The following is a 22,299-nucleotide window of genomic DNA, read 5'->3' as shown; positions in this document are numbered from 1 at the left end:
AATTTTTAATCATTGAATTCAATGATTTTGTTTAATATTAAACATAAGTTATAGTTTTATAGAATATACCGTTTAATGTATTATATTTATACTAAAATGATATAGTAATACGTAAAACTTATACCTTTTAAAATGTTTATTAAAATTATTTTTAAGTATTTTAGAGAAACGTATCAAATGTTTCATAGATCGATTTTTGGAGTAAAAAATGATTTTTTTTCTTCTTAAAAGAACAATATTTATTTTATTACTATCATGTATAATTTCAAAATCTTTTTCCATGTCAAAATCTTTATCTGATTCCAATTCAACATCTCATATAGAGAGTCACAATCAATTTTATAATAATGATGAAAAATTAGGTTATTCTTTAGGAGTTTCATTAGGAAGTTACTTTAATCAATCTTTTGAAACACAAAATAAAATTGGAATTCATATTGATAAAAATAGCCTTATAGAAGGCGTCAAAGATGCAATTTCTGGTCATTTAAAGTTATCACATAAAGAGATTTCTGTCATTCTAAAAGAATTTGAAAAAAAATTAACAAAAGTTACTCAAATGGAATTTGAAAAAAATTTGCAAGATAATTTAATTCAGGGAATATTATATATGAAAAATTTTGCTAAATTAAAAGGCGTTCAGAAAACATCAAGTGGCTTATTGTATCTTATAGAAAAACAAGGGGAAGGAAATAAAATTACTAACAATACTAAAATCACGGTACATTATAAAGGTACTTTAATTAATGGAATAGAATTTGATAATTCTTATTTAAAAGGTAAACCTGTTTCTTTAAAGTTAAAAAATGTTATATTAGGTTGGCAAGAAGGTTTAAAATATATTCAAAAAGGTGGTAAAATTAAATTAGTTATACCTCCAAATTTAGCATATGGAAAACAATCAGTCAATGGAATACCAGGAAATTCTACGTTAATTTTTGATATAGAATTATTAGATACGGTAGATTAACTTGAATTTATATTCATGATTTATTGTATATAAAATATATAAATAGATTATTTGATAATTTTAATATGAAATATTTGTTATGAATTATACAATATTGGTGACAGGACCTGCTTATGGCACTCAAAATGCAAGTACTGCTTTCTTATTTTGTAATGCTTTAATTCAAACTAAAAATAAGATATGCAGTGTATTTTTTTATGGAGATGGAGTATATAATGCTAATAATATGACTACACCTGCATCAGATGAATTTAATTTAATTCACGCATGGCAAGAACTTAAAAAGAAATATCAAGTTAAATTATATGTTTGCAATAGTTCTGCTTTAAGAAGAGGAATTGTTAAAAACGAAAAATATTTTGATCGACCTTGTAAAATAGGCAATTTAGCAATTTTTTTTCAATTAAGTGGTTTATTAGAATTAGCGAATTCTATTAAACTTTCTGATCGTATAATACAATTTTAATTTGGTATATTAATTATAATGAATAAAATTGCGTTTATTTTTTCTCATTCTCCGCATGGCACTAGTTTAGGCAGAGAAGGATTAGATTCTATTTTTGGTCTTTCATCTGTTTTTCAAAAAATAAGTGTATTCTTCATTAATGATGGAGTTTTGCAATTAATTAAAAATTATAAATCAACAAATATTTTATCTCGCGATTATACACCTGCTTTTTCTATTTTATCTATGTATGATATTAAAGAGTTTTATTGTTGTAAATCTTCTTTAAAAAATAGAGGATTACATAATTATACACGATTTATATTAAATATCACTATATTAGATGCATATTTATTACGTTTAAAATTAGATAATGTTGATTTAATAATCAATTTTTAAGGTTAATCAAAATATGTTACATACTTTAATGAAATCTCCTTTTGAAACTAATATAAATCTTATTATTAGTATGCTAAAAAAATCTGATGATTTTTTAGGACTTCAAGATGGTGTATTAATCGGATTAAAAAATAACATTTTTTTAAAACAACTTATACAATCTTCAGTAAGATTATATCTTATTAAAGATGATGTTTATGCAAGAGGTATTCAGAAAAATATTTCTAGCAAATTTAATTTAATTAGCTATGTTTATTTTGTATCGTTAACACTTAAACATCAAAAACAAATGAATTGGTAACAATTTTGATGTATTTTCATTATTAATCAACTCAATCCTACAATTCTTCAGAAAATACTAAATATTTTATTTATAAAATTTTGATATTTTCAGATTATCAATATAAAAATAGGAGTTTTTTTATGGCCACAGTAAATCAATTGGTCCGTAAACCTCGTATACGAAAAATTACTAAAAGCAATGTTCCAGCATTGTCTAAAAGCCCACAAAAAAGAGGCGTATGTACTCGAGTTTATACTACTACACCGAAAAAACCTAATTCAGCATTGCGTAAAGTATGTCGTGTACGACTTACTAACGGTTTTGAAGTCACAGCTTATATTGGCGGGGAAGGTCATAATTTACAAGAGCATTCTGTAATTTTAATAAGAGGAGGGCGTGTTAAAGATTTACCCGGAGTAAGGTATCATGTGGTTAGAGGATCATTAGATTGTGCGGGAGTTAAAGAGCGAAAACAAGGACGTTCTAAATATGGAGTCAAAAAAACAAAAGTATAAATACTTTAATAAAAATAATAAAAGTGATTATTTATTTAATATATTTTACAATTTCATGGAGTCTATATGCCACGTCGTCGTATTATTAATACTCGTAAAATTTTGCCAGATCCAAAATTTCATTCAGAGTTACTAGCTAAATTTATTAATATTCTTATGATAGATGGAAAAAAGTCTATTTCTGAAGTTATTGTATATACTGCATTAAAAAATTTATCTAAACGTTGTGAAAAAAATGAATTAGAAGCATTTGAGATAGCTTTAGAAAATGTAAGACCAATAGTAGAAGTTAAATCTCGTCGCGTTGGAGGATCTACATATCAAGTACCTGTAGAAGTCAGACCAGTAAGAAGAAATGCTTTAGCTATGCGTTGGATTGTAGAATCTGCTCGTAAACGTTCAGATAAATCTATGTATTTACGTTTATCTAATGAATTATATGATGCGTTAGAAAATAAAGGTGCTGCAGTTAAGAAAAAAGAAGAAGTTCATAAAATTGCTGAAGCAAATAAAGCATTCGCTCATTATCGTTGGTAATATTATCACGATTTTAATCTGATTTAAATATTGTTAAGTGAGATAATTGTTTTAATTGAACTTTATACAGCCTAGGTTTTACAATTTACAATGAGAGAAGGATAATGTCTCGTATAACACCTATTACTCGATATCGTAACATTGGAATTAGTGCTCATATAGATGCAGGCAAAACTACTACTACTGAGAGAATTTTATTTTATACAGGGATCAATCATAAAATCGGCGAAGTTCATGACGGAGCTGCTACTATGGATTGGATGGAACAAGAGCAAGAAAGAGGTATTACTATCACTTCAGCTGCTACTACAACTTTTTGGAGTGGTATGGCCAAACAGTTTAAACCACATAGAATTAATATTATCGATACGCCAGGACATGTAGATTTTACAATTGAAGTAGAGCGTTCTATGCGTGTACTAGATGGAGCTGTAATGGTTTATTGTGCTGTAGGAGGGGTACAACCTCAATCTGAAACTGTATGGCGTCAAGCAAATAAATACAATGTACCACGTATAGCTTTTATAAATAAAATGGATCGTATGGGGGCTAATTTCTTAAGAGTTATAAAACAAATTAAAACACGATTAGGTGCTAACCCAGTTCCATTGCAGTTAGCAATTGGTTCAGAAGATAGTTTTATTGGTGTAATTGATTTAATTAAAATGCAAGCTGTTTATTGGACAGATTCTGATCAAGGATTAACATTTAATTATGATAAAATTCCAAAAAATATGGTTGCATTATCAAAAAAATGGCATCAAAATTTAATTGAATCTGCAGTAGAAGCAAATGAAGATTTACTGGACAAATATTTAAATGAAATAAATTTATCTGAAAGTGAAATTAAAGCAGCTTTGAGACAGCGTTGTTTAAATAATGAAATTATATTAATTACTTGTGGTTCTGCTTTTAAAAATAAAGGCGTTCAATCTTTATTGGATGCAATTGTTGAATATTTGCCAGCTCCAAATGATATTCAAGATATTAAAGGTATTTTAAATGATAAAAATCAAACTCCATCCTTGAGAACTTCAGATGATCAAGAGCCATTTTCTGCTTTAGCTTTTAAAATTGCTAACGATCCGTTTGTAGGTAATCTAACTTTTTTTCGTGTTTATTCAGGAGTGGTAAAATCTGGAGATACTGTATTAAATTCTGTAAAATCTCAAAAAGAAAGATTTGGAAGAATTGTGCAAATGCATGCAAATAAAAGGGAAGAAATAAAAGAAGTATATGCAGGAGATATAGCTGCAGCTATTGGTTTAAAAGATGTCACAACTGGTGATACATTATGTAATCTTAATCATCCAATTATATTAGAACGTATGGAATTTCCTGAACCAGTTATATCTATTTCTGTAGAGCCTAAAACTAAAGTAGATCAAGAAAAAATGGGTTTAGCATTAGCGCGATTAGCAAAAGAAGATCCTTCTTTTCGAGTTCGAACTGATCAAGAATCGAATCAAACGATTATATCTGGGATGGGGGAATTGCATTTAGAGATTATTGTTGATCGTATGAAAAGAGAATTTAGCGTTGATGCAAATATTGGACAACCTCAAGTAGCATATCGTGAAACAATTCTTGAAAAAGTTACAGATATTGAAGGTAAACATATTAAACAGTCAGGAGGTAGAGGACAGTATGGGCATGTTGTTATAGAATTATTTCCATTACATTCAGAAAAAGAGAAATATTTATTTATAAATGATATTAAAGGAGGAGTAATACCTAGTGAGTATATTTCGGCGATTGATAAAGGTATTCAAGAACAATTGAAGTATGGTCCATTAGCTGGTTATCCAGTAGTGAATATTGGTATACGTCTTTATTTTGGTTCTTACCATGATGTTGATTCATCTGAATTAGCTTTTAAATTAGCCGCTGCTATAGCGTTTAAAAAAGGTTTTAAGCAAGCAAAACCAATTTTGTTAGAACCTATTATGAAAGTAGAAATTGAGACTCCAGATGAGTATATGGGAGATGTAATAGGTGACTTAAATCGTAGACGAGGTATTATTGAGGGAATGCAAGATTTATCTATAGGAAAAATTATTAATGCATGTGTTCCTTTATCAGAAATGTTTGGTTATGCTACTGATTTACGTTCACAAACTCAAGGGAGAGCGTCTTATTCAATGGAATTTTTAAAATATGTAGAAGCTCCTTGTAGCGTGTCTAAAGACATTATTGATAAAAGAGAAAAGTAGAAATTTTTTGATATTATTCATTTAAAATAAAGATTTTATCTAAGGAAAAAATAATGTCTAAAGAAAAATTTAAACGTTTAAAACCGCATATAAATGTCGGTACTATTGGTCATGTAGATCATGGTAAAACAACATTAACCGCAGCTATTACAACAGTTTTATCTAAAAAATATGGAGGTTCTGCTCGTGCTTTTGATCAAATAGACAATGCTCCAGAGGAAAAAGCAAGAGGCATAACAATTAATACTTCTCACGTAGAATATGATACTGAGTTAAGACATTATGCTCATGTGGATTGTCCAGGCCATGCAGATTATATAAAAAATATGATTACTGGTGCGGCTCAAATGGATGGTGCTATTTTAGTAGTTGCAGCTACCGATGGACCAATGCCTCAAACTCGCGAACATATTTTACTTGGAAGACAAGTAGGTGTACCGTATATTATTGTTTTTCTTAATAAATGTGATATGGTAGATGATGAAGAATTGCTTGAATTAGTTGAAATGGAAGTGCGTGATTTATTAACACAATATGACTTTCCTGGAGATGATACTCCTATTATTCGTGGATCAGCTTTAAAAGCTTTAGAAGGTGATCCTGAATGGGAGTCGAAAATTCTTGAATTATCTCAATTTTTAGATAGTTATATTCCTGAACCAAAACGTGCAATAGATCAACCTTTCCTATTACCAATAGAAGATGTATTTTCTATATCAGGAAGAGGTACAGTAGTGACGGGGCGAGTAGAAAAAGGTGTAATTAAAGTTGGTGAAGAAGTAGAAATCGTAGGTATTAAAAAAACAACTAAAACTACTTGCACAGGCGTTGAAATGTTTAGAAAATTATTAGACGAAGGTCGTGCTGGAGAAAATGTAGGCGTTTTGCTTCGTGGAACAAAACGTGATGAAATTGAGAGAGGTCAAGTTTTATCTAAACCAGGTAGTATTCATCCACATACAACATTCGAGTCTGAAGTTTATGTTTTATCCAAAGAAGAAGGTGGGCGCCATACTCCATTTTTTAAAGGATATCGTCCTCAATTTTATTTTAGAACTACTGATGTAACAGGTTCAATTGAATTACCCGAAGGTGTTGAAATGGTTATGCCAGGAGATAATATAAAAATGACGGTTACATTAATTAATCCTATTGCTATGACTGATGGATTACGATTTGCTATACGTGAAGGCGGACGTACTGTTGGAGCAGGTGTAGTTTCAAAAATTTTAATTTAATAATTATATTGCAATATTTTATATTGATATCTAGTTGAATTTATTGAGAAAAGAGTATAAAATGCTCTTTTCTTGACTTATTTATTTTTACTTAAAATCAATATATTGTTTTTATTTTAAACAATTTTATTTTTTTTAAAGAAAAAATGTTTTAAAAATAAGTTATATGATATACAGTAACTGTATTAATAATAAAATACTCCTGATATAGGAGTTATATAGTATGAATCTAATAATATCTACTTTGAATATAGATAATTTATTCGAAGAAGATGAAATTTTTAATGTGTAAATAACTGGAGTTCTGGCTAATGCAGAACCAAAGAATTCGTATTCGTTTAAAAGCTTTTGATCATAGATTAATTGATCAATCCACTACTGAAATCGTTGAAACGGCAAAAAGAACTGGCGCACAAGTGCGCGGACCTATTCCTTTACCAACTCGTAAAGAGCGTTTTACTATTTTAATTTCTCCACATGTAAATAAGGATGCACGTGATCAATATGAAATTCGTACACACAAGCGTTTAATTGATATAGTCGAGCCTACTGAAAAAACTGTTGATGCACTGATGCGATTAGATCTTGCTGCTGGTGTAGATGTGCAAATTAGTTTAGGCTAATTGAGATAGATTGATATAATAAAGGTATTCAATACATGATCGGTTTAGTTGGTAAAAAACTCGGTATGACTCGTATTTTTACTAAAGAAGGAACATCAATTCCTGTTACAGTGATTGAATTAAAAGATAATCGAATTACACAAGTAAAAAATATAGATACTGATTATTATTGTGCTATTCAGGTAACAACAGATATTAAAAAAATTAACAAACTTAATAAACCACAAGCCGGGCATTTTTTAAAATCAGGAGTAGCTCCTGGTCGTGGTTTATGGGAATTCAGAATTAAAAAAGATGAGATTTTTGAAATAGGAGAGATTCTGAAAATTAATATTTTTAATAATATTAAAAAAGTTGATGTTACAGGAACTTCTAAAGGAAAAGGTTTTTGTGGTACAGTAAAACGTTGGAATTTTCATACTCAAGATGCAACTCATGGTAATTCTTTATCTCATCGAGTACCTGGTTCTATCGGTCAGAATCAAACCCCTGGACGAGTATTCAAAGGTAAAAAAATGGCAGGACAATTAGGAAATCATCGAGTTACCATTCAAAATTTAAAAATAATAGATATTGATGAAAATAAAAATATTCTTTTGGTAAAAGGTTCCGTTCCTGGCGCTACTGGTAGTAATCTTATCGTTAAACCGGCTATCAAAGCATGAGTAGTGAGGATTTAAAAATGGAATTAGTAGTTAAAGACGCGCAGAGTATGATTAATGTTTCTGGTATGATTTTTGGTCGAGATTTTAATGAAGCTTTAATTCATCAAGTTGTTGTCGCATATTCAGCATGTAATCGACAAGGTACAAGAGCACAAAAAAGTCGTTCTGAAGTTTCTGGATCTGGCAGAAAGCCTTGGCGTCAAAAAGGTACTGGTCGTGCAAGAGCTGGATCGTTTAGAAGTCCAATTTGGCGATCAGGTGGTGTAACATTTGCCGCCAAACCACAAGATTATACACAGAAAGTCAACAAAAAAATGTATCGCGGTGCACTAAAAAGTATTTTTTCTGAATTAATACGTCAAAAAAGATTAACAATATTTGAAAACTTTTCATTAAATGTTCCTAAAACAAAACTATTAGTAGAAAAATTGAAAACAATTAATTTAAATAATGTTTTGATTGTAACGCTGAAAATAGATCAAAATTTACTGCTTGCGTCAAGAAATTTATATTCTGTTGATGTAAAGGATGTTTATTCTATAGATCCTGTAAGCCTAATTTCTTTCGAACATGTTATTATTACTGTTGCAGCGGTAAAAAAAGTAGAGGAAATACTTTTATGATTTCTGAAGAACGTTTACTTAAAATACTACTTTCTCCACATGTTTCTGAAAAATCATCTTTATCTATGGATAAATTTAATACTATTGTTTTAAAAGTTTTAAATAACTCTACAAAATATGAAATAAAATGTGCAATAAAAAAAATATTCAATGTAGAAGTAGATAGAATAAGAACATTAAAAATAAAAGGAAAAAAGAAACGTCAATCTAATCGTATTGTTCAAAAATGTAATTGGAAAAAAGCATATATTAAAATTAAAAAAGGGTATAATTTAGATTTTATTAGCAATACAGAGTAGTCGGAGGATACAATAATGGCAATTGTTAAATGTAAACCGACATCTCCGGGTCGTCGCCACGTTATTAAAATTATGAATAATCATCTTCATAAAGGAAAACCATATCCTTCATTATTAAGCAAAAAAAATAAAAGTGGAGGACGGAATAATCATGGACGAATTACGACTCGTCATATTGGTGGTGGACATAAACAAACGTATCGTATTATAGATTTTAAAAGAAATAAAGATGGTATAGAAGCTAAAATAGAAAGATTTGAATATGATCCTAATCGTTCTGCAAATATTGCTTTAATATTATATAAAGATGGTAGTAGAAGATATATTTTAGCCCCAAAAAATCTGAAGATAGGAGATAAAATTATATCTGGTATGCAAGTTCCTATAAAAATAGGAAATGCTTTGCCATTAAAAAATATCCCAGCCGGAACGTTTATTCATAACGTAGAAATGAAACCTGGAAAGGGCGGTCAAATAGCGCGTTCTGCAGGAAGCTATGTTCAATTAGTCGCATTTGATAATAAATATGCAACTTTACGTTTGCGTTCAGGAGAAATGAGAAAAGTAGAATCTAATTGTAGAGCTACAATTGGAGAATTAGGCAACTCTGAACATATGTTAAAGGTCTTAGGAAAAGCTGGAGCATCACGTTGGGCTGGAGTACGTCCTACTGTTCGTGGAACAGCTATGAATCCTGTTGATCATCCTCATGGAGGTGGAGAAGGAAGAAATTTTGGTAAACATCCAGTTAGTCCATGGGGTATTCAAACAAAAGGTAAAAAAACTCGTAAAAATAAACGTACTGAAAAATTTATTTTACGTCATCGTAAAACATAATTATGACAAGGATCATGTTATGCCTCGTTCACTTAAAAAAGGTCCATTTATTGATGTTAGTTTATTAAAAAAAGTAGAAAAATCAGTTAAAATGAATGATAAAAAACCTATTAAAACATGGTCAAGACGTTCGACGATTTTCCCAAATATGGTAGGTTTAACAATATCAATTCATAATGGTCGCAATCATATCCCAGTTTTTATTACTGAAGAAATGGTTGGTCATAAACTAGGTGAGTTTTCTCTAACTCGTACGTATAGAGGTCATATTTCTGATAAAAAAGTTAAAAAACGTTAATTTTTTATATAATAATATACAAGAGGAGTAAATGGAAATTTTAGCTCAACATCGTCAAGCGCGTTCTTCAGCTCAAAAAGTGCGTTTAATTGTTAATTTAATACGTAATAAAAAAGTACCAGAAGCATTAAATATTTTGACTTATAATAAAAAAAAAGCAGCTATTTTAGTTAAAAAAGTACTTGAATCAGCTATAGCAAATGCAGAACATAATGATGGTGTAGATATTGATCAATTAAAAATTAAACAAATATTTGTTAACGAAGGCTCAACAATGAAAAGAATGATGCCACGTGCTAAAGGACGTGCAGATCGTATTTTAAAACGTACTAGTCATATTACTGTTATTGTATCTGATCGTTAACATTAAGGAGAGTCAGTTATGGGTCAGAAAGTACATCCTAATGGTATGCGTTTAGGTATAATAAAAAAATGGAATTCTGTTTGGTTTTCTAATACTAAAGATTTTGCTAATAATTTAGATAGTGATTACAAAGTACGTCAATTTTTAATAAAAGCACTCGAAAAAGCTTCAATTTCTCGTATTATTATTGAAAGACCAGCAAAAAGTATACGAGTAACGATTTATACAGCTAGACCAGGAATTGTTATTGGAAAAAAAGGAGAAGATGTAGAAAAATTAAGAACATCTATCGCTAAAATTACGAAGGTTCCAGTTCAAATTAATATTTCTGAAATACGTCAACCCGAGTTAGATGCAAAGCTTGTTTCTGATAGTATTACATCTCAATTAGAAAGACGAGTAATGTTTCGACGAGCTATGAAAAGATCAGTTCAAAATGCAATGAGACAAGGTGCTAAAGGAATTAAAGTTGAAGTTAGTGGTCGTTTAGGTGGAGCAGAAATAGCTCGTAGGGAATGGTATAGAGAAGGAAGGGTTCCTTTACATACCTTACGTGCAAATATTGATTATAGTGTTTCAGAGGCACACACTACTTATGGTGTAATAGGGGTTAAAGTATGGATCTTTAAAGGTGAAATATTAGGAGGTATGCGAGCAATTGAGCAATTAGATAAACCTTCAAGTCATATAAAAAAGCAATTTCGTAAAAATAGAAAATAAAATAAAGAGAGAAACCAATAATGTTGCAACCAAAACGTACTAAATTTCGAAAAATGCATAAAGGTCGAAATCGCGGTTTAGCCTCTGGTACTCATATTGAGTTTGGAACTTTTGGTTTAAAGGCCATTGATAGAGGTCGCTTAACTTCTCGTCAAATTGAATCTGCAAGAAGAACTATAACTCGTTGCATCAAAAGACAGGGAAAAATGTGGATACGCATATTTCCTGATAAACCGATTACACAAAAACCTTTAGAAGTTCGAATGGGAAAAGGTAAAGGCAATGTTGAATATTGGGTAGCTTTAATACAACCTGGGAAAATACTTTATGAATTAGATGGAGTTACTGAAGAAGAATCGCGTGTAGCATTTAAATTAGCAGCAGCTAAATTACCAATTAAAACTACTTTTGTTAATAAAACGGTGATGTAATGAAGACAATAGTAGAATTAAGAAAAAAAAATAAAAAAGATTTACGTATAGAACTTTTTCATTTATTAAGAGAGCAATTTAATCTACGTATGCAATCTGTTTCTGGAAAATTAAAGCAACCTCATTTATTACGTATAGTAAGACGTAATATCGCAAAAATTAAGACCATATTAGCTGAACAAGAGAAATTACAATAATGGATAAGATTCGCACACTACAAGGCCGGGTAATTAGTAATAAAATGCAAAAATCTGCTGTAGTTGCTATTGAGCGTTTCGTAAAACATGCAATTTATAAAAAGTTTATTAAACGTACTACAAAAATCCATATTCATGACGAAGAAAATCAATGTCATATAGGAGACTTAATAGAAATTCGAGAATCACGACCAATTTCTAAAACTAAATCTTGGATACTAGTGCGTATTATTAAAAAAACTATTTTTTAAAGTTACATTTAATATACAGAGATAAGAATATACACCAATTAATAAATAACAAAAATCATCATATTATAGAAAATATTTTTAGTATTTATTAATACATATAATAGGAGTTTTAAATACTAATGATTCAAGAACAAACTATATTACGTGTTTCTGATAACTCCGGAGCACGATCTGCTATGTGTATTAAAGTATTAGGTGGTTCGCGTCGTCGTTATGCAGCTATTGGTGATATTATCAAAATTACTATTAAAGAAGCTATTCCTCGAGGAAAAGTTAAAAAAGGGGAAGTGTTAAAAGCAGTTGTAGTTAGAACAAAAAAAGGAGTGAGACGAACTGATGGTTCAATTATTCGTTTTGATAATAACGCTTGTGTTGTATTAAATAATAATGAACAGCCTATTGGCACTCGTATTTTTGGCCCTGTTACTCGTGAATTACGTACAGAGAAATTTATGAAAATTATTTCATTAGCACCTGAAGTTCTATAGTTTATTTATAATATATAATATTAAGGAATATAAAATGGCATCAAAGTTGCGTCGTCATGACGCAGTTATAATATTAACAGGAAAAGATAAAGGCAAAACAAGTAAAATTAAAAAAATTTTATCTTCAAATAAAGCTATTGTTGATGGATTAAACTTGATTAAAAAACATCAAAAACCTATTCCATCTCAAAATCAAAGTGGAGGTATAATAGAAAAAGAAGCACCGATTCATATATCTAATCTTGCGATTTTTAATCCAGAATCTAATAAATCTGATCGTGTTGGTTTTAGATTGGAAAAAGGAAAAAAAATTCGTTTTTTTAAATCGAATAAAAAAACTATTTAATGTTTTGGAGCAAGATAATGACAACATTTTATAATTATTATAAATCTATTGTTGTACATAAACTGATGTTAAAAAAAAAATATAGTTCTATAATGGAAGTACCAAAAATTGAGAAAATTACTTTAAATATGGGTTTAGGAGCATCTGCTTCTGATAAAAAAACATTAGATCATGCTATGTCAGATTTAACAATAATATCTGGTCAAAAACCAGTCGTCACTAAAGCGCGTAAATCTATTGCAAATTTTAAAATTCGTCAAGGTTTTTTTATTGGATGTAAAGTAACATTACGAGGTCAAAAAAAATGGGATTTTTTTGAACGTTTAATTGTTATTGCTATCCCTAGAATTCGTGATTTTCGTGGTTTATCTAATAATTCTTTTGATGGAAAAGGAAATTATAGTCTAGGTATAAAAGAACAAATTATTTTTCCTGAAATTGATTACGATAAAATTGATCGTGTTCGCGGATTAGATATAACAATCACGACTACTGCTAAATCTGATGATGAAGGTCGTTTGTTGTTATCTGAGTTTAATTTTCCTTTTCGTCGATAAAAACAAAGGTTATTCAATGGCTAAACAATCAATGAAAGCACGTGAAATCAAACGTGTTAAATTAGCTAATAAATTTTATATTCAACGAAATGAATTAAAAAATATTATTTCTAATATAAAATATTCGAAAGAAGAACGTTGGAATGCAGTATTAAAATTACAAACCTTTCCTCGGGATTCTAGTCCGTCTCGTCAAAGAAATAGATGCCGTCAAACTGGTCGTCCACATGCTTTTTTACGAAAATTTGGATTGAGTCGTATAAAAGTCAGAGAAGCGGCTATGAAAGGTGAAATACCAGGTTTAAAAAAATCAAGTTGGTAAAATATATTATTGAGTTTGTGGAGTTTAAAAAAAATGAGTATGCAAGATCCAATAGCAGATATGCTAACACGTATTCGAAATGGTCAATCAGCTAATAAATATTCTATTATTATGCCTTTATCTAAATTAAAAAAATCGATTGCACGTGTATTAAAAGAAGAAGGATATATTACAGATTATGAAATTATTGATATAATCAAACCTAAATTAAAAGTCATTTTAAAATATTTTCAAGGAAAATCAGTGGTTGAGACGATTGAACGCATTAGTCGTCCGAGTTTGCGTATATATAAAAATAAAAAAAATTTACCACAAGTTATGGCTGGTTTGGGAATAGCAATAATTTCTACTTCTCAAGGTGTTATGACGGATCGTGTTGCTCGTCAAGTCGGTCTTGGCGGTGAAGTTATTTGTTATGTCTCTTAAATTGGAGAGGAAGAATGTCTCGTATTGCTAAATGCCCAATTATCATTCCTTCTGACATTAATGTACAATTAGATTTACCAATTATATCAATTCAAGGAAAATATGGACAGCTTTCTCGTGTTATAAATAAATCTGTTAACATCGAATATTTAAATAATAAAATATGTTTTTCACCACGTTCTGGTTTTTCTGACGGATGGGCTCAAGCAGGAACTGCAAGGGCGCTTGTTAATTCTATGATTATAGGTGTTTCAAAACAATTTATTAAAAAATTGCAATTATCTGGAGTAGGTTATCGTGTCTCAATTACATCGGATAATATTATCAATCTTTCATTAGGCTATTCTCATGTTATTAAATATTATATTCCTCAAGGTATTAAAATAGACAATCCATCTCCAACAGAAATCGTTATTCGAGGAATAGATAAACAATTAGTAGGTCAAATTGCTGCTAATTTACGCTCTTATCGTAAACCAGAACCGTATAAAGGAAAAGGTATTCGATATTTAAACGAAGTTGTTCGTATTAAAGAGGCTAAAAAGAAATAAAATGATTTTATCGAGTAAAAAAAAAATAATTTCTCGTATACGTCGATCTATGAAAACACGATGTAAAATAAAACAATTAGGTGCGATGAGATTAGTTGTACATCGTACTTCGCGTCATATTTATGCTCAAATTATTTCTTCTATTGAATCAAAAGTATTAGCATATGCTTCGACATTAGAAAAAAATATTAATTCTAATTTAAAGTATACAGGAAATAAACAAGCTGCTGCTTTAATAGGTAAAATTATTGCAGAACGTGCATTTAAAAAAGGAATACACTGCGTGTCTTTTGATCGATCTGGTTTTAAATACCACGGTCGTATAAAAATATTAGCTGAATCTGCTCGTGAAGTAGGTCTTAAGTTTTAAGGTGAAAATTGATCATGGCTAATCTCGAAAAAAAAAATAATAGTGATTTACAAGAAAAATTAATTACAGTAAATCGTGTTTCTAAAACTGTAAAAGGTGGTCGTATATTTTCTTTTACTGCATTAACAGTAGTGGGTAATGGTAATGGAAAAGTTGGTTTTGGTTATGGAAAAGCTCGTGAAGTTCCTGCTGCCATTCAAAAAGCCATGGAAAAAGCTAGACGTAATATGATTATAATACCATTAGTTAATAAGACCTTACAACATCCATTAAAAGGATCTCATACTGGATCTAATATTTTTATGAAACCTGCTTCTGATGGAACTGGTATTATTGCGGGAGGAGCTATGCGAGCAGTGTTAGAAGTAGCAGGAGTGCATAACGTGTTAGCTAAAACTTATGGTTCTACTAATCCAATTAATGTAGTTCGTGCTACTATGAATGGTTTAATTAATATGAAATCTCCAAACATGATAGCTGCGAAGCGTAATAAACGTATAGAAGATATATTAGGATAAATAATAATTTAAATATATGAAAAAAATTAAAATTACTCAAATTAAAAGTTCTATAGGTAGATTGCCTAAACATAAAAAAACATTAATTGGTTTAGGATTGCGTCATATTGGACACACGGTAATCCGAAAAAATACAAAATCAATTCAAGGTATGGTTAAAAAAATTTCTTATATTCTAAAAATACAAGAGGAATAGTGTCAATGCATTTAAATACTCTAATTCCAGCGCGTGGAGCTCGTCAAAATCGAAAAAGATTAGGTCGCGGTATAGGTTCAGGATTTGGAAAAACTGCAGGTCGTGGTCATAAAGGTCAAAAATCTAGATCTGGCAGTAGTGTGCGTCGTGGTTTTGAAGGTGGTCAAATGCCTTTATATAGAAGACTGCCTAAATTTGGTTTTAATTCTAGAAAAAAACATATGACTGCAGAAATTCGTTTATCAGATTTATCTCATTTAAATACTGATATTGTCAATCTTGATATATTAAAAACAGCTAATATTATTAAAAAAAATATTAAATATGCTAAAATAATTCTTTCAGGAAAAATAAAAAAATCATTAACAATCAAAGGCATACGTGTTACTAAAGGTGCTCGTATTGAAATTGAAAATTCTGGCGGAAAAATTGAAGGATAAGCATTTAATAATGGCAAAGAAATTAGCACCAAATTTTAAAAAACCTAAAAAAAATTTCAGTGAATTAAAGCAAAGAATAATTTTTGTGATCATAGCTTTAATTGTTTTTCGCATTGGTTCTTTTATTCCAATTCCTGGCATTAATACTTTTGTTTTATCTAGAATATTAAATGAGCAACAAGGCAGTATTTTTGATATGTTTAATATGTTTTCTGGAGGAGCACTAAGTCGAGCTTCTATTTTTTCATTAGGCATAATGCCATATATTTCATCTTCTATTATTATTCAGTTATTAACGCTAATATATCCAACACTATCTGAAATCAAAAAAGAAGGTGAATTAGGACGTCAGAAAATTAATCAATATACTAGATATGGAACTTTAATATTAGCAATTATACAATCTATTGGGGTAACGACTAGTCTACCTAATTTGATTGGTGTACATTCAATTATTATTCATCCAGATTTTTCTTTTTATTTAACTTCTATGTTAAGTTTAGTTACTGGAACTATGTTTTTAATGTGGTTAGGAGAATTAATTACTGAAAACGGAATTGGAAATGGTATTTCAATTATTATTTTTATAGGTATTATAGCAGGTTTGCCTTCTGCAATCAGCAATACTATTGAACAAACTAGAAAAGGAGATTTATCTTTTTTATTTTTTATTTTTATTTTATTAGTTATTTTTCTAGTCGTTTTACTGGTAGTTTTTATAGAACGAGGACAAAGAAAAATTATCGTACATTATGCGCAACGTCAACAAGGTCGTCGTATTTATACTGCACAAAGCACTCATTTGCCATTAAAAATTAATATGTCTGGTGTTATGCCAGCTATTTTTGCATCTAGCATTGTTTTATTTCCTGCTACAATTCTATCCTGGTGTACATCAAATAATGAATGGACATGGTTAAAAAAAGTTTTATTTTATTTGCAACCTAATCAACCTTTATATTTGATTTTATATATATCTGCAATAATCTTTTTTTGTTTTTTTTATACTGCATTAGTTTTTAATCCTCGTGAAACAGCAGATAATTTAAAAAAATCAGGTGCTTTTATTTCAGGTATTAGACCTGGTGAACAGACAGCTAAATATATTTATAAAATTATGATACGATTAACATTAGTTGGATCTTTTTATATTACTTTTATTTGTTTAATTCCAGAATTTATGCGTAGCTCTATGAATGCTCCTTTTTATTTTGGTGGAACTTCATTATTAATTGTTGTAGTAGTAATTATGGATTTTATATCTCAAATACAAACATTAATTATGTCTAATCAATATGAATCTATATTAAAAAAAGCTAATTTAAATTAATATATTTAAGGATAAAAATGAAAGTACAAGCTTCTGTAAAAGTATTATGTCGCAATTGTAAAATAATAAGAAGAAAAAATGTTGTTCGAGTAATATGTCGGACTGATCCAAAACATAAACAACGTCAAGGATAATATTTAATAAATATATTATTTTATTATTCGTATAAAACAATTGTGATATATATTATAATTTCACATAGAATTCATAGGAAATATATAAAATGGCACGTATTGCAGGCATTAATATTCCTGAAAATAAACATACTTTAATTGCATTAACTTCAATATATGGCATTGGTAAAAAACGCTCTAAATTAATTTGTTTAATATCAAAAATTCCTGAATCTTCTAAAATTATCGATTTAAATGAAGAACAAATTGAAATTTTAAGAATACATGTTTCTAAATATGTTATTGAAGGTGATTTAAGACGAGAGACTACGCTTAATATTAAACGTTTAATTGATTTAAATTGTTATCGTGGTTTACGTCATCGTAGAAATTTACCTGTTCATGGACAAAGAACTAAAACAAATGCTAGGACGTGTAAAGGTCCGAGAAAGCCAATAAAAAAATAATATAGGTAAATGTAAATTATGATTAAAAATTCATCATCTGTTCGTACACGTAAACGTGTTAAAAAACAAATTTTAGATGGTATAGCACATATCCATGCATCTTTTAATAACACTATTGTAACTATTACTGATAGACAAGGAAATTCTTTAGGTTGGGCAACATCTGGTGGTTCTGGTTTTAGAGGATCTCGAAAATCTACTCCTTTTGCTGCACAAGTTGCTGCGGAACGTTGTGCTGAGATTGTAAAAGATTATGGGATAAAAAATTTAGAAGTCATGGTTAAAGGTCCAGGTCCAGGAAGAGAATCGACTATTAGGGCTTTAAATGCAGCTGGATTTCGTATTACTAATATTACTGATGTTACACCTATTCCACATAATGGTTGTCGTCCTCCTAAAAAACGTCGCGTTTAAATTAAAATAATTTTTTTTAAAAAGAGATATAAAATGTCAAAATATATAGGTCCAAAATTAAAATTAAGTCGACGAGAAGGAACTGATTTATTCTTAAAATCAGGACTTCGTTCAATAGAATCAAAATGTAAATTAGAACAACCGCCTGGGCAGCATGGTATTAAAAAACCTAGATTATCTGATTATGCTATGCAATTAAGAGAAAAACAAAAAGTACGTCGTTTATATGGTATTTTAGAACGTCAATTCAAAATTTATTATAAAAATGCAGCGCGTTTAAAAGGTAATACTGGAGCTAATTTATTACAATTATTAGAATCTAGATTAGATAATGTAGTTTATCGTATGGGTTTTGCATGTACTCGTGCAGAATCTCGACAATTAATTAATCATAAATCTGTTATAGTGAATGATAAGATTGTTAATATTGCTTCATATCAAGTATCTCCTAATGATGTAATTGCTATTCGAGAAAAATCTAAAAAACAATCACGTATAAAAGCGGCATTACAATTAGTTGAGCATAGAGAAAAACCATTATGGTTAGAAGTGAATTTAACTACAATGGAAGGTGTATTTAAAAGATTTCCTGAAAGATCTGATTTATCTGCAGAAATTAATGAATATTTAATTATTGAACTGTATTCTAAGTAATTAACTGAAATAAGTAGTTAATTATTTGAAAGGAAACAAAATTTATGCAGAATTATACAATGAGTTTTTTAAAACCACGTTTAGTAGATATTGAACAAATTAGCGATACTCATACAAAAGTAACTTTAGAACCATTAGAAAGAGGTTTTGGTCATACATTAGGAAATGCACTGCGTAGAATTTTACTTTCTTCTATGCCTGGATGCGCAGTAACTGAAGTAGAAATTGATGGTGTATTGCATGAATATAGTACTAAAGAAGGCATACAAGAAGATATTTTAGAAATATTATTAAATTTAAAAGAGTTAGCTGTTAAAGTACATGGCAAAGATGAAGCTTATCTTATATTAAAAAAATCTGGTATTGGATCTGTAACAGCTGGTGATATTATACATAATAGTGATGTTGAAATTATTAAACCAGACCATATTATTTGTAATTTAACTTGTGATACTTCATCTATTGATATGAGAATCAAAGTGCAACGTGGTCGAGGCTATGTTCCTGCCGCCACTAGAGTTCATTCTGAAGAAGATATGCGGCCAATAGGATGTTTATTGCTAGATGCTTGTTACAGTCCTATAGATCGAATCTCTTATAATGTTGAAGCAGCACGTGTTGAGCAAAGAACAGATTTAGATAAACTAGTAATTGAAATGGAAACTAACGGAACAATTGACCCAGAAGAAGCAATTCGGAGAGCTGCTACTATTTTATCAGAACAATTAGAAGCCTTTGTTGATTTAAGAGATGTTCGTGCTCCTGAAATAGAAGAAGAAAAACCAAAATTTGAACCTATTTTATTACGTCCAGTAGATGATTTAGAATTAACTGTAAGATCAGCTAATTGTCTTAAAGCAGAATCAATACATTATATAGGTGATTTAGTCCAACGAACTGAGGTAGAGCTTTTAAAAACTCCTAATTTAGGAAAAAAATCTTTGACTGAGATTAAAGATATATTAGCTGCTCGTAATTTATCACTTGGAATGAAATTAGAGAATTGGCCTCCAGAAAGTATTTCAGATGAATAGTTTATATTATATTGTATATTTTAAAAGATTATTAAAAGGAAAATAGATATATGCGTCACCGGAAAAGCGGTCGTCAATTAAATCGCAATCGCACTCATCTTAACGCAATGTTAAAAAACATGTCTTGTGCTTTATTTAAACATGAAGTTATTAAAACGACTTTATCTAAAGCAAAAGAACTTCGTCGTATTGCAGAGCCAATTATTACTTTATCTAAAATAGATACCGTGTCAAATAGACGTTTAGTATTTTCTCGTATCCGAGATCATGCAATAGTAGCAAAATTATTTGTTAATTTGGGTCCATTATTTTTAAATAGATTAGGTGGTTATACTCGTATATTAAAATGTGGATTTAGATCTGGAGACAAAGCTCCAATGGCTTATATTGAATTAGTTGATCGTATAAAAAAAAATAAAAACGAAAAAGTTATCAAATCAAAATAAATTATATTTAAATGTTATGAATTTTACTAAAAATGTATTTAATTCTTAAGATTTAGCAAACGGATTTTTACCGTTTGCTTGTTTTTATATAATTGCACCAATCTTAAAAAAATTTTTTTTAGATATAATAATATTTTTTATATCCATTATTTTTTTTCCTGGTAATTGTATTTTTTCAAGATTTAATATTTGATAAGCTGTATTAATTTGAATCCCATATTGATTTGCACAGACAATTTCTCCTATAGAAAATTTTTTTTCTGCTATAGGTATGATAGTTGCTTCCCAAACTTTTATATTTACATTTTTAAATGTAAAGTGACATATTGGCCATGGATTAAATGCTCGAATACGTCGTTCTAATTGTTGAGCATGTAAATTCCAGTTTAATAAAGCGTCTATTTTATATATTTTTTTTGATAAAGTCATATAATTTTCATTTTGTTTAATTTTTATGATTTTATTTAAAATAATATTTTTTAATGTTTCTAACAATCCTCTTGTGCCTATTTTAATTAATTTTAAAGATAAGCTTTTTGTCGTATCTTTTGAAGATATATTACATTCAGTTGAGTATATTATTTCTCCTGAATCAATTTTATCATTCATTTGAATAATACTTATTCCAGTTTTTTTATCTCCATATAAAATAGATGATTGAATTGGAGTCGATCCACGCCATTTTGGTAATAGAGAAGGATGAACGTTGATACATCCTTTAGAAAACATATTTAAAATTTTTTTTGGTATTATTTTTCCATAAGAAACAACTATCATAATATCAGCATTCAGATTTAATATTCTATTTTGAAAGAGTACATCATTTAAATTTATAGGTTGATAAATAGGAATTTTATGATGTAATGATAAAATTTTAACAGGAGAAAAATGAATCTTTTGTCCTCTCCCGGAAGGACGATCTGGTTGAGTAAGAACTGCAACAATTTTATAAGAAGAAGTGATTAATACATTTAGATAGGCAGCTGAAAAATACTCTGTTCCAGCAAAAATAATTTTTAATGTATTCAAATTAACTTGATTCCCTTAGTGATTTAATTTGTTGTTTTTTAAATTTTTCAAATTTTTTTTTAATTCGATCTTTTTTAAATTTAGATAAATAATCAATAAATAATTTTCCTTGAAGATGATCTATTTCATGCTGAATGCATATAGACATAATTGATTGCGCTTCTATTTCTATTGTTTCTCCATACTGATCAATTGATTGCACTTTAATATAATTAAATCGCGGAATAAAAGCACGATATTCTGGAATTGATAAACAACCCTCTTGAATACTAATATTTCCTTCTTTTTTAAGAATTTTAGGATTAATTAATACTAAATCTGTATCTTTTTTTTGCATTACATTTATTACTATAATTTGCAATTGAATATCAACTTGAGTAGCTGCTAAACCAATTCCTTCTTTTTGATGCATCGTATATATCATATTATTAATAATTTTCTTTATTTTTTTATTAATTTCTGTTACAGGTTTAGCAATAAGTCTTAAACGTCTATCAGGATAGTAAAGTAATTTTAAATCAGACATATAAAGTAAAAGATCAAATAGTTAAATTTAATATATTAGTATAGACTTTTTTATTATAATTGAAAGTTTACTTGTATTTTTTGTACTCAATAAGACATATTTTTTCGATTAAAATTTATGCACGTTAATATTATAATATTTTATGTATTATGTATTAATAATAT

Annotated in this window: 38 protein-coding genes; 36 read left to right on the top strand and 2 right to left on the bottom strand. The window is 29.0% G+C overall.

The genetic code is table 11. The features are described from left to right. Positions 1–208: 208 nt before the first annotated feature. The 36 genes from fkpA (at position 209) to rplQ (ending at position 20,580) form a co-directional block, all read left to right on the top strand. The gene (fkpA, locus tag GUU85_RS02520; RefSeq protein WP_163119637.1) at positions 209–970 is read left to right on the top strand and encodes an FKBP-type peptidyl-prolyl cis-trans isomerase; all 762 of its coding nucleotides are present in this window, start codon (positions 209–211) and stop codon (positions 968–970) included. A 79-nt stretch (positions 971–1,049) separates the two neighbouring features. Continuing rightward, positions 1,050–1,436 carry a sulfurtransferase complex subunit TusD gene (gene tusD, locus GUU85_RS02515; protein ID WP_163119635.1) on the top strand — a complete coding sequence of 129 codons (387 nt, stop codon included), beginning with the start codon at positions 1,050–1,052 and terminating at the stop codon, positions 1,434–1,436. Positions 1,437–1,454: 18 nt separating this feature from the next. Continuing rightward, a complete protein-coding gene (gene tusC, locus GUU85_RS02510; protein ID WP_163119633.1) occupies positions 1,455–1,814 on the top strand; it encodes a sulfurtransferase complex subunit TusC in 360 nt (119 codons plus the stop codon). Between the two features lie 13 nt (positions 1,815–1,827). Further along, complete coding sequence (gene tusB, locus GUU85_RS02505; RefSeq protein WP_163119631.1) at positions 1,828–2,115, top strand: sulfurtransferase complex subunit TusB; 288 nt, start codon at positions 1,828–1,830, stop codon at positions 2,113–2,115. Between the two features lie 122 nt (positions 2,116–2,237). Next, positions 2,238–2,612, top strand: a complete 375-nt coding sequence (gene rpsL, locus GUU85_RS02500) for a 30S ribosomal protein S12 (protein ID WP_163119629.1) — start codon at positions 2,238–2,240, stop codon at positions 2,610–2,612. 66 nt (positions 2,613–2,678) lie between these two features. Beyond that, entirely contained in the window at positions 2,679–3,149 is a 471-nt protein-coding gene (gene rpsG, locus GUU85_RS02495) for a 30S ribosomal protein S7 (RefSeq protein ID WP_163119627.1), read from the top strand. A gap of 104 nt (positions 3,150–3,253) precedes the next feature. After that, the gene (fusA, locus tag GUU85_RS02490; RefSeq protein WP_163119625.1) at positions 3,254–5,362 is read left to right on the top strand and encodes an elongation factor G; all 2,109 of its coding nucleotides are present in this window, start codon (positions 3,254–3,256) and stop codon (positions 5,360–5,362) included. 53 nt (positions 5,363–5,415) lie between these two features. Further along, positions 5,416–6,600 carry an elongation factor Tu gene (gene tuf / locus GUU85_RS02485; RefSeq protein ID WP_163119623.1) on the top strand — a complete coding sequence of 395 codons (1,185 nt, stop codon included), beginning with the start codon at positions 5,416–5,418 and terminating at the stop codon, positions 6,598–6,600. Between the two features lie 311 nt (positions 6,601–6,911). Beyond that, complete coding sequence (gene rpsJ, locus GUU85_RS02480) at positions 6,912–7,223, top strand: 30S ribosomal protein S10 (RefSeq protein WP_053940444.1); 312 nt, start codon at positions 6,912–6,914, stop codon at positions 7,221–7,223. Positions 7,224–7,258: 35 nt separating this feature from the next. Continuing rightward, the gene (gene rplC, locus GUU85_RS02475) at positions 7,259–7,888 is read left to right on the top strand and encodes a 50S ribosomal protein L3 (protein WP_163119621.1); all 630 of its coding nucleotides are present in this window, start codon (positions 7,259–7,261) and stop codon (positions 7,886–7,888) included. 17 nt (positions 7,889–7,905) lie between these two features. Then, positions 7,906–8,511 carry a 50S ribosomal protein L4 gene (gene rplD / locus GUU85_RS02470; RefSeq protein WP_163119810.1) on the top strand — a complete coding sequence of 202 codons (606 nt, stop codon included), beginning with the start codon at positions 7,906–7,908 and terminating at the stop codon, positions 8,509–8,511. Beyond that, on the top strand, positions 8,508–8,810 hold the full coding sequence (rplW, locus tag GUU85_RS02465) for a 50S ribosomal protein L23 (RefSeq protein WP_163119619.1): 303 nt from the start codon (positions 8,508–8,510) through the stop codon (positions 8,808–8,810). Before rplD ends, rplW begins: the two co-directional genes overlap by 4 nt. A 15-nt stretch (positions 8,811–8,825) precedes the next feature. Then, a complete protein-coding gene (gene rplB, locus GUU85_RS02460) occupies positions 8,826–9,647 on the top strand; it encodes a 50S ribosomal protein L2 (RefSeq protein WP_163119617.1) in 822 nt (273 codons plus the stop codon). Positions 9,648–9,666: 19 nt separating this feature from the next. After that, complete coding sequence (gene rpsS / locus GUU85_RS02455) at positions 9,667–9,945, top strand: 30S ribosomal protein S19 (protein ID WP_163119614.1); 279 nt, start codon at positions 9,667–9,669, stop codon at positions 9,943–9,945. Between the two features lie 31 nt (positions 9,946–9,976). Beyond that, complete coding sequence (rplV, locus tag GUU85_RS02450; protein WP_163119612.1) at positions 9,977–10,309, top strand: 50S ribosomal protein L22; 333 nt, start codon at positions 9,977–9,979, stop codon at positions 10,307–10,309. Positions 10,310–10,327: 18 nt separating this feature from the next. Then, positions 10,328–11,029 carry a 30S ribosomal protein S3 gene (gene rpsC, locus GUU85_RS02445; RefSeq protein ID WP_163119605.1) on the top strand — a complete coding sequence of 234 codons (702 nt, stop codon included), beginning with the start codon at positions 10,328–10,330 and terminating at the stop codon, positions 11,027–11,029. A gap of 20 nt (positions 11,030–11,049) precedes the next feature. Further along, positions 11,050–11,460, top strand: a complete 411-nt coding sequence (gene rplP, locus GUU85_RS02440; protein ID WP_163119603.1) for a 50S ribosomal protein L16 — start codon at positions 11,050–11,052, stop codon at positions 11,458–11,460. Then, the gene (gene rpmC / locus GUU85_RS02435; protein ID WP_163119601.1) at positions 11,460–11,657 is read left to right on the top strand and encodes a 50S ribosomal protein L29; all 198 of its coding nucleotides are present in this window, start codon (positions 11,460–11,462) and stop codon (positions 11,655–11,657) included. The genes rplP and rpmC overlap by 1 nt, the downstream gene beginning before the upstream one ends. Then, positions 11,654–11,908 (top strand): 30S ribosomal protein S17, encoded by a 255-nt coding sequence (rpsQ, locus tag GUU85_RS02430; RefSeq protein ID WP_163119808.1) that lies wholly within the window; start codon positions 11,654–11,656, stop codon positions 11,906–11,908. The genes rpmC and rpsQ overlap by 4 nt, the downstream gene beginning before the upstream one ends. 119 nt (positions 11,909–12,027) lie before the next feature. Beyond that, positions 12,028–12,396 carry a 50S ribosomal protein L14 gene (gene rplN / locus GUU85_RS02425; protein WP_163119599.1) on the top strand — a complete coding sequence of 123 codons (369 nt, stop codon included), beginning with the start codon at positions 12,028–12,030 and terminating at the stop codon, positions 12,394–12,396. Between the two features lie 34 nt (positions 12,397–12,430). Beyond that, positions 12,431–12,742 carry a 50S ribosomal protein L24 gene (gene rplX / locus GUU85_RS02420; protein WP_163119597.1) on the top strand — a complete coding sequence of 104 codons (312 nt, stop codon included), beginning with the start codon at positions 12,431–12,433 and terminating at the stop codon, positions 12,740–12,742. 17 nt (positions 12,743–12,759) lie between these two features. Further along, entirely contained in the window at positions 12,760–13,299 is a 540-nt protein-coding gene (rplE, locus tag GUU85_RS02415; protein WP_163119595.1) for a 50S ribosomal protein L5, read from the top strand. A gap of 16 nt (positions 13,300–13,315) precedes the next feature. Beyond that, entirely contained in the window at positions 13,316–13,621 is a 306-nt protein-coding gene (gene rpsN, locus GUU85_RS02410; RefSeq protein ID WP_163119593.1) for a 30S ribosomal protein S14, read from the top strand. 33 nt (positions 13,622–13,654) lie between these two features. Then, positions 13,655–14,047 carry a 30S ribosomal protein S8 gene (rpsH, locus tag GUU85_RS02405; RefSeq protein ID WP_163119806.1) on the top strand — a complete coding sequence of 131 codons (393 nt, stop codon included), beginning with the start codon at positions 13,655–13,657 and terminating at the stop codon, positions 14,045–14,047. Between the two features lie 14 nt (positions 14,048–14,061). Further along, entirely contained in the window at positions 14,062–14,598 is a 537-nt protein-coding gene (gene rplF / locus GUU85_RS02400) for a 50S ribosomal protein L6 (RefSeq protein ID WP_163119585.1), read from the top strand. A gap of 1 nt (position 14,599) precedes the next feature. Next, a complete protein-coding gene (gene rplR, locus GUU85_RS02395) occupies positions 14,600–14,968 on the top strand; it encodes a 50S ribosomal protein L18 (RefSeq protein WP_163119583.1) in 369 nt (122 codons plus the stop codon). 14 nt (positions 14,969–14,982) lie between these two features. Further along, on the top strand, positions 14,983–15,486 hold the full coding sequence (gene rpsE / locus GUU85_RS02390; RefSeq protein ID WP_163119581.1) for a 30S ribosomal protein S5: 504 nt from the start codon (positions 14,983–14,985) through the stop codon (positions 15,484–15,486). Between the two features lie 16 nt (positions 15,487–15,502). Then, the gene (gene rpmD / locus GUU85_RS02385; protein ID WP_163119579.1) at positions 15,503–15,682 is read left to right on the top strand and encodes a 50S ribosomal protein L30; all 180 of its coding nucleotides are present in this window, start codon (positions 15,503–15,505) and stop codon (positions 15,680–15,682) included. A 5-nt stretch (positions 15,683–15,687) separates the two neighbouring features. Continuing rightward, a complete protein-coding gene (gene rplO / locus GUU85_RS02380; RefSeq protein WP_163119578.1) occupies positions 15,688–16,122 on the top strand; it encodes a 50S ribosomal protein L15 in 435 nt (144 codons plus the stop codon). A 10-nt stretch (positions 16,123–16,132) separates the two neighbouring features. After that, positions 16,133–17,452, top strand: a complete 1,320-nt coding sequence (gene secY, locus GUU85_RS02375) for a preprotein translocase subunit SecY (protein WP_163119576.1) — start codon at positions 16,133–16,135, stop codon at positions 17,450–17,452. Between the two features lie 17 nt (positions 17,453–17,469). Beyond that, positions 17,470–17,586 carry a 50S ribosomal protein L36 gene (rpmJ, locus tag GUU85_RS02370; protein ID WP_014500175.1) on the top strand — a complete coding sequence of 39 codons (117 nt, stop codon included), beginning with the start codon at positions 17,470–17,472 and terminating at the stop codon, positions 17,584–17,586. A gap of 89 nt (positions 17,587–17,675) precedes the next feature. Continuing rightward, positions 17,676–18,032: a 30S ribosomal protein S13 gene (gene rpsM / locus GUU85_RS02365; protein WP_163119575.1), complete on the top strand. Its 357-nt coding sequence runs from the start codon at positions 17,676–17,678 to the stop codon at positions 18,030–18,032. A gap of 18 nt (positions 18,033–18,050) precedes the next feature. Continuing rightward, on the top strand, positions 18,051–18,446 hold the full coding sequence (gene rpsK, locus GUU85_RS02360; RefSeq protein ID WP_163119573.1) for a 30S ribosomal protein S11: 396 nt from the start codon (positions 18,051–18,053) through the stop codon (positions 18,444–18,446). A gap of 33 nt (positions 18,447–18,479) precedes the next feature. Beyond that, entirely contained in the window at positions 18,480–19,100 is a 621-nt protein-coding gene (gene rpsD, locus GUU85_RS02355) for a 30S ribosomal protein S4 (RefSeq protein ID WP_163119571.1), read from the top strand. A 44-nt stretch (positions 19,101–19,144) separates the two neighbouring features. Further along, complete coding sequence (locus GUU85_RS02350; protein WP_163119563.1) at positions 19,145–20,134, top strand: DNA-directed RNA polymerase subunit alpha; 990 nt, start codon at positions 19,145–19,147, stop codon at positions 20,132–20,134. Between the two features lie 50 nt (positions 20,135–20,184). Beyond that, a complete protein-coding gene (gene rplQ, locus GUU85_RS02345) occupies positions 20,185–20,580 on the top strand; it encodes a 50S ribosomal protein L17 (RefSeq protein WP_163119562.1) in 396 nt (131 codons plus the stop codon). An 84-nt stretch (positions 20,581–20,664) separates the two neighbouring features. Here rplQ and fmt read toward each other — a convergent pair whose 3' ends face one another. Together fmt and def are read right to left on the bottom strand one after the other, a co-directional pair. Beyond that, the gene (gene fmt / locus GUU85_RS02340) at positions 20,665–21,609 is read right to left on the bottom strand and encodes a methionyl-tRNA formyltransferase (protein WP_163119560.1); all 945 of its coding nucleotides are present in this window, start codon (positions 21,607–21,609) and stop codon (positions 20,665–20,667) included. Position 21,610: 1 nt separating this feature from the next. Beyond that, positions 21,611–22,135, bottom strand: a complete 525-nt coding sequence (def, locus tag GUU85_RS02335; protein ID WP_163119558.1) for a peptide deformylase — start codon at positions 22,133–22,135, stop codon at positions 21,611–21,613. Between the last annotated feature and the right edge of the window lie 164 nt (positions 22,136–22,299).

The sequence above is a fragment of the Buchnera aphidicola (Uroleucon sonchi) genome, from assembly GCF_011035165.1.
Lineage (GTDB): Bacteria > Pseudomonadota > Gammaproteobacteria > Enterobacterales > Enterobacteriaceae > Buchnera > Buchnera aphidicola_BE.
The sequence above is the reverse complement of the archived record's forward strand: the minus strand, read 5'-3'. Positions and strand labels throughout refer to the sequence as shown.